At 34.1% G+C, this 14,431-nt stretch carries 13 protein-coding genes; all 13 read right to left on the bottom strand.

Annotated elements, in window-relative coordinates:
• Positions 1 to 22 precede the first annotated feature (22 nt).
• On the bottom strand, positions 23 to 1,036 hold the full coding sequence (locus L1I30_RS10715; protein WP_236134287.1) for a glycosyltransferase family 4 protein: 1,014 nt from the start codon (positions 1,034 to 1,036) through the stop codon (positions 23 to 25).
• On the bottom strand, positions 1,036 to 2,049 hold the full coding sequence (locus tag L1I30_RS10710; protein WP_236134286.1) for a glycosyltransferase family 4 protein: 1,014 nt from the start codon (positions 2,047 to 2,049) through the stop codon (positions 1,036 to 1,038). The genes L1I30_RS10715 and L1I30_RS10710 overlap by 1 nt, the downstream gene beginning before the upstream one ends.
• A complete protein-coding gene (locus tag L1I30_RS10705) occupies positions 2,006 to 3,196 on the bottom strand; it encodes an O-antigen ligase family protein (protein ID WP_236134285.1) in 1,191 nt (396 codons plus the stop codon). The genes L1I30_RS10710 and L1I30_RS10705 overlap by 44 nt, the downstream gene beginning before the upstream one ends.
• Positions 3,197 to 3,386: 190 nt before the next feature.
• The gene (locus tag L1I30_RS10700; protein ID WP_236134284.1) at positions 3,387 to 4,469 is read right to left on the bottom strand and encodes a glycosyltransferase; all 1,083 of its coding nucleotides are present in this window, start codon (positions 4,467 to 4,469) and stop codon (positions 3,387 to 3,389) included.
• Positions 4,466 to 5,572 carry a glycosyltransferase family 4 protein gene (locus L1I30_RS10695; protein WP_236134283.1) on the bottom strand — a complete coding sequence of 369 codons (1,107 nt, stop codon included), beginning with the start codon at positions 5,570 to 5,572 and terminating at the stop codon, positions 4,466 to 4,468. Before L1I30_RS10695 ends, L1I30_RS10700 begins: the two co-directional genes overlap by 4 nt.
• Positions 5,572 to 6,123: a serine O-acetyltransferase gene (locus tag L1I30_RS10690; RefSeq protein WP_236134282.1), complete on the bottom strand. Its 552-nt coding sequence runs from the start codon at positions 6,121 to 6,123 to the stop codon at positions 5,572 to 5,574. The genes L1I30_RS10695 and L1I30_RS10690 overlap by 1 nt, the downstream gene beginning before the upstream one ends.
• A gap of 44 nt (positions 6,124 to 6,167) precedes the next feature.
• A complete protein-coding gene (locus tag L1I30_RS10685; protein ID WP_236134281.1) occupies positions 6,168 to 7,160 on the bottom strand; it encodes a glucosamine inositolphosphorylceramide transferase family protein in 993 nt (330 codons plus the stop codon).
• Between the two features lie 4 nt (positions 7,161 to 7,164).
• A complete protein-coding gene (locus tag L1I30_RS10680; protein ID WP_236134280.1) occupies positions 7,165 to 8,160 on the bottom strand; it encodes a glycosyltransferase family 2 protein in 996 nt (331 codons plus the stop codon).
• A gap of 10 nt (positions 8,161 to 8,170) precedes the next feature.
• Positions 8,171 to 9,706, bottom strand: a complete 1,536-nt coding sequence (locus L1I30_RS10675) for a glycosyltransferase family 2 protein (RefSeq protein WP_236134279.1) — start codon at positions 9,704 to 9,706, stop codon at positions 8,171 to 8,173.
• Complete coding sequence (locus tag L1I30_RS10670) at positions 9,703 to 10,845, bottom strand: glycosyltransferase family 4 protein (protein WP_236134278.1); 1,143 nt, start codon at positions 10,843 to 10,845, stop codon at positions 9,703 to 9,705. The genes L1I30_RS10675 and L1I30_RS10670 overlap by 4 nt, the downstream gene beginning before the upstream one ends.
• Positions 10,836 to 11,906, bottom strand: coding sequence for a glycosyltransferase family 4 protein (locus L1I30_RS10665; protein WP_236134277.1), 1,071 nt, complete (start codon positions 11,904 to 11,906; stop codon positions 10,836 to 10,838). Before L1I30_RS10665 ends, L1I30_RS10670 begins: the two co-directional genes overlap by 10 nt.
• On the bottom strand, positions 11,893 to 13,302 hold the full coding sequence (locus tag L1I30_RS10660; RefSeq protein ID WP_236134276.1) for a hypothetical protein: 1,410 nt from the start codon (positions 13,300 to 13,302) through the stop codon (positions 11,893 to 11,895). The genes L1I30_RS10665 and L1I30_RS10660 overlap by 14 nt, the downstream gene beginning before the upstream one ends.
• Positions 13,299 to 14,429, bottom strand: a complete 1,131-nt coding sequence (gene neuC / locus L1I30_RS10655; RefSeq protein ID WP_236134275.1) for a UDP-N-acetylglucosamine 2-epimerase — start codon at positions 14,427 to 14,429, stop codon at positions 13,299 to 13,301. Before neuC ends, L1I30_RS10660 begins: the two co-directional genes overlap by 4 nt.
• Positions 14,430 to 14,431 lie beyond the last annotated feature (2 nt).

The following is a 14,431-nucleotide window of genomic DNA, read 5'->3' as shown; positions in this document are numbered from 1 at the left end:
TATAGCTTAAATATAGAAAAAATCAAATGAGAATACTGCTCCATTTATGTTTTATAAGGTCCCAATCCAAAGATTCTACTTTCTTTCGGCCAGCAGAAGATAACCTTTCTGACAAGCTCGCATTTTCTAACAGACTTTTTAAAGCTAAGTACATCGCCTCAGGGTCATTAAAAGGAACAAGTAAACCTGTGTTTTTATGTTCTATAAGGCTAGGCATCCCTCCCACCCTGGTAGAAACAACAGGCAATCCTAGTGCCATACCTTCAATAACACTCATTGGGGTATTATCTATATTGGTAGTATTTATAAAAACATCATAACTAGTAGATAATTGTAGCCACTCTTTTCTTTCCAACTTTCCCATAAACTTAACCGATAAACCTAAGTTGTCAGCATAGTCCCGGCACAGCTTTAGACTTCCATCCTTGTCGGGGCCTACCATGCACATTTCAGCATTGGGAAATTCCCTTTTTAAAAGCTCTAAGGTTTTGACTGCCAAAAGAGGATTATAAATGCTATGAAAAGCACGAACCCATAATATCTTTGGCTGAATATTACATCGTTTCTTAAAATGGTATGCTTTTATGCTAAAAGGGTTGGGAATATGAGTAACCCTCTGCACGCCAATTTTAGCAACAATACTTGCCAAGTATCCGGAAGGAGATACCACATGATAAGCATTTAACAAGAGGTATTTCGAGATTCGTGGAGTAGATACAAATCGTTGATTCAAATTCCCTCCATGCAAAATGAGAATATACTTTTTCGAGAATAGTTTAGAAAGAAATCCAATAATTACTGCATACCAGAAATTCTGGGTGCTATAAAAATCGATTAAAATGTAGTTAGAATTTCTTAGGTTTCTAAAGAACATCCAGATCATGTGGAGTAACCTGTAGAATTTATTTTGAAAATGAGATGCGGTTCGAAGATTATATCCCTGCGAATCTAAAGCTTCAGTAAGCGCTTCGTGAGTAGTAGGATTTTTTAAAGACGTTGAAGTTTGGTTGCCTATATACAATATAGAGATACCCATTATTCTAATAATTTATTCCACTCTTCCTTAACCACGTTCCAACCAAAATTCTCAACCTTTGCTCTGGCCTGGCTTGCCATTTGGGCGCCCAAAGCAGGTGTTTCTAAAATCTTGATTATAGCTGCGGTCATAGCCGCTTCATCTCTGGATGGGACTAGAAAACCTTCTCTTTTATCTTCGATAAGATGATGCATTCCTCCAACATCGGTTGAAACAATCACTAAGCCCAAAGCCATAGCTTCGATAACGCTAATAGGAGTATTGTCAATATTGGTTGTATTCAGGAAAATGTCATAGTCTTCAGAAACTTTTGCCCACTCTTTTTTCTTAAGTTTTCCGGTAAATTTCACATTAAGATTATTCTTTTCGGCATATATCTTACATTTTTGAAGGGAACCATCCTTTTCCGGACCCACCATACATAATTCGGCTTCTGGAAAGCTCTTTTTAAGAGATTCCAAAACCTTTAATGCCATCATAGGATTATATCTCTCCTGAAATCTTCTTACCCACAAGAGTTTTGGGGTAAAACCGGTTCTTTCTTTAAAGGGAAATTTATTTAACTCTATAGCATTAGGAATGATCTGTAAATTATTATATCCAGATTTTTTAAAGATGCTATACAAAAACTGAGAGGGAGCTACATTCATTTTAGCATTTCCGAATAAATTATCGCTAAAACTTTTAGATTCTTCTAATCGTGTAGGCAAATTACCCCCATGTAGAATTGGGATGTAGTCCAGATTATATAGCTGACAAGCCTTTGCTACCAGATATGCGTAATAAAAGTTCATAGCACCGTACGTATCAATAAGCACGATATCGGTGGTCTTATGGTATTTTGCAATTAATCCAAGCATTTCAATTAGGCGTAAGGCTTTATTATTCTTGTTAGAAGCAGTACGTACCTGATAGCCTTCCTTTTTTAGCACTTTGCTGAAAAAGGAAATATAGGTAGCTGTGAAGCTATTAATGTTTAAGTCGTTTCCTATATATAGGATCTTTTTTTTCATCAACAATATATAATAAAGCCAACCCATAAACGAAGGCTGGCAGTGCTATTCGCATGGCAGAATGATTGATAGTTAAAAACCAAAATGCCAGGAATGCAAGGAAATAATAGTTGTTCCTAAACTTTGTCCAAAAAACAATTGGCACAAATATAAGAATAAGTAATGCAACCAAACCTAATAATCCATGTTCAGATAATAATCGACTAATTTCGTTATGAGAGGCAGTTTCTGTACCGGTTTCGGCTGATCTTGCTTCTTTAGCCTTCCCAACTCCTACACCAATTACCGGATTATAATAAAATCCCTGTAGTTCTGTGGTTATCAGTTCGGCCCTACCAGTAGTAATATCATCTTCCAGTTTTCCTGCTGCATTTCTATTGGTATATCTATAGGTTATAAGACCTTGGGTTTGCAATGCAGTATAACCCCAAATGGCGACGATAGATATCAATAAAATAAGCATTTTACTAAATAGTTTTGACTGGTCTCTGGAGCTTTGCTTCCCATAAAAAATAACAAGAAAAGCAACAACACATATGAGCCCTGTTATTACGCCTCCTCTTGAAAATGTAACCATGGCACGATAGCTCATTAAGGCAAGAAGTAGAAGGTCTACACTATTTATTATTTTATCCTTAATAACAAATAACCTGGTACATACGAGAAATGCCCCCAAGCCCATTACTGTGGAGATTTGATTGGGGCCGTAACCACCAGAGGCAGCATAATTAGAGTTTGTTCCGCTCATTAAAGCTTCTCCAATACTTGGAGTGTAAAAATACAAATAGGCCATATTGGTGACCAGTGGTAAAAGTAGCATTAGCAACAGGTAATTAAACTCTGTTTTGGTTATTTTCTTGTAATAACAATATAAGGCTGCAACACCTAAACACACAGGACCACTTAAGTTAAAGGCAATCGCCTTTCTGAAAACTACATCATAATCTAGAGTGACAGAAGCCACGACAATGCCGGGGACTAAAATGAGGAGATATATCCAATATGGGACTGTTTTAGCAGAAGTACCTTTATAAAACATCCCAATTAAAAGCAGAAGAATAACAGTGTATTTCCCGGTTTCATAGAAGATCATAGCACCGGTCATTCTATAAAAAACTTCTGCTCCTGCGATATAAGCGGCAGCCATAAGCGCTTCATTCTTTTTATTATCTCTTATTATTATAAAAAATAAGAAAAAGACTAAAGTCCCGAGTAATAAGAATTGCGCCAGAGGTCTATATAAATAAACTAAATATCCTAAAAGGACATGGGCCAAAATTAATTGTAAGTATGTTATGTAATTTATCTCTTTAATATGGGGTGATTTAACGTTACAATTAATTTTTATTCAACATACAATATTTATAATTTTCAATTACTTCTGAAATAACGACATCTGAAGCATAATTTTCTGTGACATGCTTTTTAAAATTTCGAGCATCTGATGTTCTTATATCCTCATTAAGCATGTAATATTCAATTGCTGAAATTAAAGCATTAGTGTTTGCAGGAGGAACCAATCTACCCATATTTTTGAGAACATATTTGTTCTCTCCTACATCGGTTACAACAGCAGGTAAACCTGCCATTCCATATTCTAACAAGGCTAATGGCAAACCCTCTGATCTGGATGATAACACTCCTAGCTCTGCCTGTTGCAAGAGGGATGAAACGTTTTGTTGAGCGCCATATACATATATATTTTTCCTACAAGGTGAAGTCGCAATATAGCTTTTAAGTCTTTTAGAATATTCATTATTAAAATCGGTTCCTATTAAATGCAAACTAATACTCCTGTCTGACCTTAGTCCCTCGAACGCCTTAATTAAGTTGAGATGATCTTTTTGAGGACGCAAATTTGCTACACATATTATTTTAAAATCTACGTCTCCACCTTTTAACGTAACATCTTTATTTATAGTAGTTTCGGGAATAACAAAATTAGATTTAACCTTTACCAAATTGCATTGCAATTCATATTGAGCCCATTCCTGTAGTTTCGAGTTCACAGAAAAAATGGCATCAAAATAATTTGAAAAAAGTTTAAGAAATGCTGTTTTTCTGCGTTGTAAAAATTCACTTTCACCATAATGATCGTGCCATACTAATTTAAATTTTACTCCCAGCATTTTTAAAACTGAAGCCATAAAATATGAGCTAGAGTGGGCATGAACGATATCTATATGGTTCTCCTTTATAATTTTATAAAACCTAAAGAAGGCCCGTATATCGATGCTATTCCTTTTGTTAAGATAATAATATCCAACGTCACTGGATATCTCCTCTTTTAAGGTTCCTTCAATCCTGGTACAACAAATAAATGATCGCTCTACAAAGGGAACTAGTGCATTGGCATATGCTAAAGCCATTCTCTCTGCTCCACCGGGACGTAAAGAATCAATTAGCTGTAAAACCCTCATAAGAATTTCTGAATTTCTGATTCAAATCTTTCTAACGTATATGAAGCAGACCATTCTTGGGCTCGTTGGCTCATAACACCTAAGTTAGCCTTGTCTTCAAGAGCATTCATTATTTTTCTAGATGCACTCTCAAGATCAGCATCAATTAAAATGCCTCTCTCACCTTCATCTAACATCCATGGTATACAGGAAACTGCAGTACTAATTGGAATGCACCCATAGAACATAGCCTCGGCTATGGCCTTAGGCCAACCTTCAGAAATTGAGGCTAATATTAGAAAATGAGCAGATTTATAAGCTTCTATCAATTCGTTCAAGTCTTTATTGCCCATCATTTTCACAAAGGGTTCCAAGTTATTGACTTGAATATATTCTAAAATTTCCTCTCTCAGAATTCCATCACCATAGAGTTCGAGTGTAACGGGTATATTATTTCTCATCAGAATTTCCATAAGCCGAATGGCAAATAATGGTCGTTTCCCTGCAGTCAAACTACCTACAAAAATAAATTTATACGGCTTTCTGAAATCCTTATCACTCTCGACTATCGCATCTTTGGAAAAAGAGGCGGTAAAGAAGCGAATTATATTCTTTGATTGTTTTGGCCAGTTCCCATATACCAATACTTTTATATTTCTACTTAAAAAGGTATTATTCAAAATCCATTTCTGAAGTTTATAACTCCAAGGTTGTTTTGAATGTGGATCCCAATTTCCCGCATATTTAACTGTCTTGGGTTTATTTGGAAAAAATATCTGAATGACACTACCAATTAAACCAATATTTCCCGGGCAACGCAGATGTATGTGATCGGCCCATAAAAAGGCACGAAAACCTTTAAAAAATATTAAAGGAAGAATAAATATGCTCTTTAGAAAATTTAAAATTCCTTTTAATTGAAAAAAGGGAATAGAAAAGAATTTTATGTTTTGGTTTTGAAAATCCTTAGAGAAAATTTTTTGCGGATAACTTTTTGGCGCTATTATTCCAACCTCATCAACATTTCTAAACCAAATATCCATCTCCTTTACATAGGGAGCATACGCCGAAAATTTATTTTCAGCTTTTAGTAAGGGAGCATTGGTAACTACTAAAAACTTCATCACAAATAGGCTTCAGAATTATTTTGACTTACCACAGCTGCCGGAACTCCAACTACGGTACAATTATCTGGCACTGAATTAACAACAAGAGAATTCGCCGCCACAACTACATTATCTCCAATTTGTATTTCACCAGCAATAACGGCATTTGCTCCAATATAAACGTTATTTCCAATTACCGGAATACCTCTTTTTAATCCACGACCGCTAACTCCAATGGTAACTCCTTGCGAAATGTTACAGTTCTTACCAATTACAGCTTTCGAGTTTATAATTATTCCTCCAAAATGCCCAATGTAAAATTGTGATCCGATAGTTGCTGAATACGGAAGTGAAATTCCTGTTAATATCTCTATCCATTTTTGAGAAACTAAACCAAAAAATAAAAGTATATTTTTAAACAAGTTAGGAAGTTTGGTGTTGAATATGGAATTGTTAATTCTATATACAAGAATTGCCCATAACCCTTGCTGTGTAAGCAATAATCGCATAGCAGATTTCCCGCTATAACGTTTATACTTAATAAGGTCGGTTCTAAAGGCCTTCAGCATTATATTTCTTTACGAGTTATTTGAGGTTTAAAACTTCGTTTAACTTAGTTTTTGCTAAAATAGTTGTAAATATCTATAAGATTGAATTTAAAGGTTCTTTTCATTTGAAAATATTCTTCATCGTTTATATTATGATCACCATCGTATACCATATAATAAGATTTTCCATCTGCCTGAATATCTAAGTGATGCATCCCTCTATTAAACCATTTTATCTTTTTCTGTGCTTCCAGATAACGAGATTTTTCCTTTACCAATTCCAATCTATCTTTTAACTGTAGTTTATAGATACTCACTCCCGATCCGTATCCTAAGCTCCTATCTTGTACCGGAAGATACCAGTTCTCATCCAATCGAAAAAACCGACCTGCCGGTCTGGTTTCATTGCCCCATCCTTGCTTATAGTTTTCCACTTCATTCCACTTCCCTCTCAACGAATCGGCTTCATATATAAACTGGGTTAATTTATCGTCTACTCCAATAATAAGATTTCGATCTTTACTCAATAAGATTGTAGGATCCTTTAATCGGGTATTTTTTATCAAAGTATCCTCTATAATCCAATTATAAGGAAAGTTTTGAGCCTTATATAATAGAACCTGATTTGTTTCATTGGTTTCGGGTAACATATAATACTCCTTCTTATACTTAAATACTTGCGGATAAGAGAGGTGAAAAGACTCATTTAGAACAATTCCTTGATACGAATATTCCTGACCATTATTAGAGGTAAAAAGTGCTATATCGGCATTCTCTCTGCCTTTTAGTTCAACGAATAAATAATAAATTCCAGCTTCTTGGATATAAAAAGGATCAGCGATATAATTATCTTCTGATTTTAAAATGCTATCAAGCCTTGTGTAGGGAATTAATTGTTTTGAATCTACAATAACGGATGGAAATATATGACCTACCTTTTGAAAGCCTACCGACCATTTTCCAACTTTGGGTGTAATAAAGGGATAGTTATAATTGAAGAAACTTAAACTAAGTATAATCAAAATGATACTTCCAAAAATAATACAGCTTTTTCTCATTACGTTACTTAATGCTTGGAGAATTCCACCATAAACTCCACAAACCTATACATCTACCAAAGCTTTCAAACAGAGCATCTTTTCTATTAGGGCCGGTTAAAAAATTACTAAACCTAATGAGTGTTAACAAAAAGGAAGTGGCATGCCATTTAAATTTTGCTTTTACGCCAGGTTGTGGATATTTAACTTTCCATACATAATATCCATTTCTCACCACCATTTTACCGTACTTAAATTGATTTGGTCTTCCTAAAGAATCATGGTGATGTTCAAGCTGGGCTGAAGTATTCACGTATAATTTACCAAGTTTTGAAGCCCTTAAAGAAAAATCGGCATCCTCATACAGGCCATAACCTTCAAAATAGGGGGAAAACCTAATGGTTTTAAAGAGATGTTTCTTATAAGAAGCAATCCCTCCCATAAGCATCTCAACTTCATAGATCTTTCCGGAAGGAGGTAAGAACCCAACAGAATATCCATGAGAAAAATCAGGCATATATCCCGGAGCACAATCTGGAGCCAAACCAAATTTTCTTCTGAATTGAAATCTGGACCCTTCAATTCTGCTATATCCAGCAAAATAAAACTCCTTCGAGCTCACCTCCGATTTTGACTTTCTTTTCCATTCAGCTTCATTAATGATATATCCACTTACACCTACCGCATTAGGGTATAATTGATAGGTTTGTATGAGATTTTTGAAATAGTCCTTTTCCAGAATTATATCATCATCTAAAAAACAAACTATCTCTGTACTTTCCGCTAGTTGACACACACCATAATTACGCTGCTTTGTAAGTCCACGGTGCTTTGCTCCTACTTTAAAATATTCAAGATTTAAGAACTTTCGACCTTCTAATATTTTAGAAGTTTTATCATCTTCAGATCCATCAATGATAAGAATTTGATCAGGGTAAAGACTTTGTTCTTGAACTGAAATAAGTAACTTTAGTAAAGATTCAGAACGTTGGTATGTACAAACAATAAGGCTGAAATTCATAGCATTCTATTTAAAATCTTTCTCCAAGTTTCAGGAGGTTCTTAGCATAAAAAAGTGACCTATTGAATTGAAGTCGTTTATATGGTAGCTTTAATAATCTTAAAAAGATATTACCTTTCTTTCCTTTAAACAAATACAAAAAAAAGTATTTCGATCTATATTCTCTAACTTGGTTCTCAGGGTAATGTTTTAAGATTCCATATAAAATTGTGGGACTAGGAACAGGTTTTATATATTTAACAGGATGATCTAATTCCCAAGCTTGTTTTTTTCTGGCTTTCCCTATTAATGATGCTTGTAGCCCCCAATGTCTATACCCTCCCGAAGGAGGCTTTAAATGGAGAATGGGCGAATAAGGGTTTTGCATTAATATTGCACCTGTCTTTAATAACCTAAATCCAAAATCGGTATCCTCACCATAACCCCCATCAAAATTAATATCGTTACCGATAATGCTTTCAACTAATTCTCTTTTTACACATGAATTGGCATTACTAAAAGACATAGCCGCTCCTGCTATAAGGGTGTTTTTTTTAGATCTTTTATATAATTCCTTCAGTTTATCCAAGCCATCAGTATGTATGGGAGCAGAAATATCTAAGCCATTACATGCCTCTACATTATACTTTTGAAGGAATTTTAAATGGTTTTCTACAAAGTCGGGTAAAATACGGGTGTCATCATCGGCAAAAATGATATAATCTCCTCGGCAAAGTTGAATCGCTTCGTTCCTTGCGTGACAGCTTCCGGTAGATTTCTGCCATCTTACAGTTAATTTAAAATTAAAATCCTGCCGGCTGTAAATAGTATCATCCCTTTTGTCCTCGGGCGTAGCATCCACGACAATTATTTGAGTTACTGGATAAGTTTGAGAATTATAATCTTTTAATAATTGTAAGGTGTAATTTTGCCTATACATAGTAGGAATAACCACACTTACAGTAGGATTCCCTTTAATTCCCGATAAAGTTCTAGCCGGAATACTCGGAAAAGTATTCTTTACGAGTATTTCTTTATCGACTCCCCAATACGTTTTAAACTCCTTTAAAGCATTTACCTTTAATAGCTTTAAAAACATATACACCGAATGTTGTGTTTTGAAATTCTTCTTATAAAACCTATAACGATCTCGTATTGAAAATTCTATTTTGCTTTTCTGAGGAGGGTAAAGTTCCTTTACATATAATGGGATTGCACCTCCATGGCGCAACATTCTATATCCCATCTCAAAGGCGGCTATATCTTCAGATTCATAATCAGACGAAAAGCCATTAAATACATTCCAAACCGATTTTCTCACCACAAAACTCGAAGGATTTATTCTCCAGTTAATAGATGTATCCAAGTTTTCAAAATCATTTAAAAACCACCAAAAGACTGCTGTTTGATAAACCAATTCTGGAAATACCCTCGCATAACCTTGATCTAATGAGCTATGCCAAAGATCACCAGGCCCTCGGGATAAGCTGTCGACTAGGGGTAAGTCTGGGGATCCCGTATATATAAGTATCTCTCCTTGGGAAGTAATAAATTCCTTAAAAATCATTGATTATCAATTAGTTTTTTATAAAAATCCATACTCCTTTTAGTAGTTATTTCAGAAGAAAAATGCTGAACAACCCGGCTTCTAGCCTGTTTACCCAAATTTATATTTAAATTATCATCAACTAATAAAGTATTGATTCTGTCAGCAAACACTTCATGATCTTTCGGGTCTACCATGAAACCAGTTACTCCATTTAACATCATTTCCTTTGCCCATCCAATGTTAGAAGTTACCAGAGCTTTCCCCATTGCCATTGCCTCTAGCCATGTCATTGGAAATGCCTCAGCAAAACTTGGTAATACCACCACGCCGGCTTTACTTATCTCAGCTTTAATTTCTTCATAAGGCAAATGAGAAGAATATGATATATCTTTTAAAAATTTTGAATCTATCATCTTGTAAAATAACTCCAAACTAGACTCTTCTTGAAAAATATCTTCACTATCCTTTCCTATTAACTTTAAAACAACCTCGGGATTTCTAACTTTAAGTATATTAAACGCTTTTGCTAATTCAAACACTCCCTTTTTTCGAATAATGGTACCAAAATACAGAATACTATTTTCTTTAACTTCAATACATAAAGGGTTAAAGACCTTGGTATCAATTCCATTATAAATAGTAATTATTTCATTATCTAAGCTGAAGAGTTGGCTGGTAATTTTGCCTGTAAAATTACTGGCCGCCAGAACAGCATCAGCATTTTTTAAAGCATTTTTCTCGAACCAATAATTCTTCCATTTTTGTTTTCTACCCTCCAAATGACAAAAATAGGCATCACTTCCATTACATCTAATAATTAGCGGAATTTTAAAATTCATAAATGCTGTAATTCCGGTCCAATCAGGAGCTTCTAGAATATCTATTTTATCATTTTTAACAATTTTCGAAATTTCCTTTTGATAATGCTTTCTGGTAACGAACCATGTTAACAAGGGAACTTTATACCTTTTTATAAAATGGAAATTTATAGCGTTTTCTTGAAACGAATTTTTAATTTCTGTACCCACTACAAATACCGAAACTTTCACACCTTCTACTACTAAAGCTTCAGCCAAATTCTTTATACTGGTCCCCAAACCACCAGAACTAGGTAGCTCATTATGAGGATATTCAGTAGTTATAAAACCTATATGCATTCTAAAATTTTGAAATGATTTTCAACCATTATTTGTAAGGTAAAATCTTTCTCTATCTTTAAAGAAACATTTTTTTTAATATCACGCTTTTTAGATAGGATTTCAGATAGAATCTGTGTTAAAGCTCTTATGTCTTTGGTAGGAAAAATATAACCATTCACCTCATCTTCTATAATTTCCTCATTCCCACCAACCGGGGTTGTAACTACAGGTACGTTAGATGCCAAGCTTTCAAGGATTGATAGACTAAAACACTCCATATACGTGGGATGAAGCAAATAAGAATAGTGCTTATATAATTCATATAAATTTGAAACACTTCCTTTAAATATTATATTCTTTTCAAGTTTATAACATTTCACTAATTGTGTCAATTCTTGTTTCATAGGGCCTTCCCCATAAATATCGATTTGCAGATCATGTCTTAGTGCCGGCGGAATTTCAGCTACTGCTTTAATAAGATCTTGAATTCCTTTTGAAGGTCGCAGGTGAGAAGCCACAATAAATTTAGCACTATTCTCTGCGATTCGTTTCAGATAAACATTTGTTTCCACACCATTGTAAATAACCCGAGTCTTCCTTTTAAGGTGGTGTCCAAAATCGGTGATAATACTTTCCGCTGTATACTGAGATACTCCAATAAATTGATTGACATATCTTGAATATAAAAAACCTTTTATTTTATTTTTTAATTGTTTTTTCAAGGTAAATCCTTCTATAGGTCGAGGATTATGATCTACAGCAATTAGTTGAGGGTTTCCATGGGTCTTTATCTGCTTATAAAAAGAAGTACACAATTCCATAAAATGAGTAATTACTACATCAAATTTGTACTCCTTTTGAAATTCGATAAAATAATTTTCCAAATCCCCAGAAGCAATATGAAGGTTTAAAGCTCTATAGAAATCATATTTCTTACCTCCTGAAAAAAACCATACAATAGTAAATCCTGCTTTCTTACATATTTCATCATAAGCAACAAAAAATCGATCCATTCCTCCAATTCGGTTCGCATGAAGTTCATAATTACATATAACAGCAATATTTTTATTTTGCTTCATTCAGTAAGATATTTGCCATGCGTTTTCCTGTTCCTTCCAGCTCACAAGATATTTGAACTTTTAGAAGGTTTTCTCGTTCTGTACTTCTATTTTCAGGAGACAAAAGGCTCTCTTTAACCGCAAGAATTAATGTGTTTTCATTGGTGGCTATAACCACAGCATCACTCTCTATTACTCTTTTATAATGAGCGTAATTTAAGAATCGCTGATCATTATAAAGTCCATTTTCCATATTACCAAACACAGGATTAATTACCGGTTTATCAAAAGTCATAAAATCAAGACTCATAGTAGAACACATATTGATTCCCACATCAGAAAATTCCAAAATCATTCGCAAATCTTTTATATCTTCAACTGAAGGAATGCGTTGAGACCATGGCTCTGGGTGATTTTCTCTTGCTAATACCCATTTAGGGTAATTCCATTTTATGAAAGAATATTTATCTTTTAAATATGAGAATCTTGAGGGTTCTTCTGCCGGAGAAGTTCTCACAAGGAAGTTTAGCTTTTCACCAAAGTCATTTTTTTCTATAGCATTCGCAAGGTATTCAATATATAAATTATCATTTTTACTAGTAGAAACATCACCGCAACTAAAACAAAGTGTTTTGAACTCAGGGTTCAGGCCAAATTTCTCATAAAAATCATTCCTCTCACTTTGATATCTTTCTAAAACATAAGGCTCGAACTGTGGAGTACCTACAACTTTTATATTTTCAGGTTGAACAGAAGGATAAAAATGTAATAATTCCTCTTTCATTAATTCACTCCATACAAGGAAGAATTGAAAGTTTGCTGCCATTCTCCCTTTAGAGGCAAGGTTATCCCAACTAAATATGAATGAACCGGTTTTAATACCTAATTTATTTGCCGCAGCGACAAGAGGTACAACATAGGGTGGGCGCTGGTGAGTAAAGAATAACAAATCTGGAGATTCCTTTTTTAATTGTTCAAGACAAAAATTTGTTACAGGATCATTTTTTAGTGAATTGATATGTTTTCTATCTAAAAACTGGATGATTCCCTCTGAATGAAAGAATTGAGTGAATTTATATATAAATCTGGTGGCATATCCCCTATTGGACCTTACTTTTGAATGATTAGCCTTTAAATTATCAGCTATTCCAAAATTATCTTTATGATTTTGAAGATGGGCTATTTCTTTAAATTTTCGCCAAAACCAGGTATGGAATGATTCTTTGAATACCGGCAGCTCAAGAATCTTCACTTTTTTAAAATCATCAATAGTATAGGCAGAACTAGGTAATCCTGAAAATATCCTGATGCCATCAAAATTCTGTTCAGCTTCGGTTAAAAAATCACTTAATATAAAATTTCGTAACCCTACCCCATCTGTAATTACTAGGCCTAGTATATATCTTTTTTTTTTCAATCTAAATCTCTAAACTGTTTCTGTTTGTTAAGTGTCCAAATATCCCTATTTTCTAAAGATTCTAAAAACTTATCCGCACTATTCCCTTCACCAAATTCTTTAGTAAGATTTTCTTTATTTTTAAAATGAGTTTTTTGCAGAGCTCCTGTTATGGCGCTATAACTGTAATCTACATTTATTATTTGAGAACCATTAGATCTATTATTTTGACGGGTACCTATATTTATTACAGGAACTCCATAGTAGGGCGCTTCTCTAATTCCGGCGCTACTATTTCCTATTATAAATTTGGTGTTTTTTAATAGTGTAAGAAAGTATTCAAATCTTAAGGAAGGTATAAGTCTAAATCTTGACATTGACTTTAGGGACATAATTTCTTCTAGAATTACCTTACTCCCTAAATCATTATTTGGGTAAACAATTATATAATTATGATGATCATCTAAAATTGCCTTTACGAACTGTTTAGCATAAGTACGTATTTGAGAAAACTCAGTTGTCACTGGATGAATCATGGCGATAGCATAAGTATCAAAACTTATATCATAATAACTTTTAACCGTATCAAGCCTTGGCAATTTTTCAGAGAACATAACATCAATATCTGGGGAACCTATTATTCTAATTGAGTTTGTTAACTCCCCCATTTGAATCAATCTTTTTTCTGCTTGTTTATTAGACACATAATGAATGTGACTAAGCTTACTAACGCTATGTCTAATTAATTCATCTACGGTCCCGGATACTTCTCCTCCTTCTATATGAGCAACTAAAATGTTATTTAATGATCCAACAATTGCTCCAGCTAGTGTCTCTACGCGATCTCCATGAACTACTATCATATCTGGCTTACTTTCTTTAATATATCTGGACAAGCCTTCAATTGTTTTAGCCAAAGTAAGGTCCATGGTGGTTTCATGAGTAAAGTTCTCGAAGGTGTGAACGTGAGAAAAATTACAGCGCTCGATTTCTAGTACGGTATATCCATATTCGTGTTGAAGATGCATTCCCGTCACAAAAACGAATACTTCGAAATCTTTATTGAATTCAAGTACTTGAATAAGAGATTTTATTTTCCCGAAATCTGCTCTGGTACCAGTTAAAAAAAGGATTCTTTTTCTATTCATTT

This window comes from Gillisia lutea, assembly GCF_021568705.1.
GTDB classification, from domain to species: domain Bacteria; phylum Bacteroidota; class Bacteroidia; order Flavobacteriales; family Flavobacteriaceae; genus Gillisia; species Gillisia lutea.
The sequence above is the reverse complement of the archived record's forward strand: the minus strand, read 5'-3'. Positions and strand labels throughout refer to the sequence as shown.

Bases quoted from the DNA above. Each gene is read 5' to 3' on its own strand.
- L1I30_RS10715 (WP_236134287.1), bottom strand. From the start codon at position 1,036: ATGGGTATCTCTATATTGTATATAGGCAACCAAACTTCAACGTCTTTA.
- L1I30_RS10710 (WP_236134286.1), bottom strand. From the start codon at position 2,049: ATGAAAAAAAAGATCCTATATATAGGAAACGACTTAAACATTAATAGC.
- L1I30_RS10705 (WP_236134285.1), bottom strand. From the start codon at position 3,196: ATGGCTGCCGCTTATATCGCAGGAGCAGAAGTTTTTTATAGAATGACC.
- L1I30_RS10700 (WP_236134284.1), bottom strand. From the start codon at position 4,469: ATGAGGGTTTTACAGCTAATTGATTCTTTACGTCCCGGTGGAGCAGAG.
- L1I30_RS10695 (WP_236134283.1), bottom strand. From the start codon at position 5,572: ATGAAGTTTTTAGTAGTTACCAATGCTCCCTTACTAAAAGCTGAAAAT.
- L1I30_RS10690 (WP_236134282.1), bottom strand. From the start codon at position 6,123: ATGCTGAAGGCCTTTAGAACCGACCTTATTAAGTATAAACGTTATAGC.
- L1I30_RS10685 (WP_236134281.1), bottom strand. From the start codon at position 7,160: ATGAGAAAAAGCTGTATTATTTTTGGAAGTATCATTTTGATTATACTT.
- L1I30_RS10680 (WP_236134280.1), bottom strand. From the start codon at position 8,160: ATGAATTTCAGCCTTATTGTTTGTACATACCAACGTTCTGAATCTTTA.
- L1I30_RS10675 (WP_236134279.1), bottom strand. From the start codon at position 9,706: ATGATTTTTAAGGAATTTATTACTTCCCAAGGAGAGATACTTATATAT.
- L1I30_RS10670 (WP_236134278.1), bottom strand. From the start codon at position 10,845: ATGCATATAGGTTTTATAACTACTGAATATCCTCATAATGAGCTACCT.
- L1I30_RS10665 (WP_236134277.1), bottom strand. From the start codon at position 11,906: ATGAAGCAAAATAAAAATATTGCTGTTATATGTAATTATGAACTTCAT.
- neuC (WP_236134275.1), bottom strand. From the start codon at position 14,429: ATGAATAGAAAAAGAATCCTTTTTTTAACTGGTACCAGAGCAGATTTC.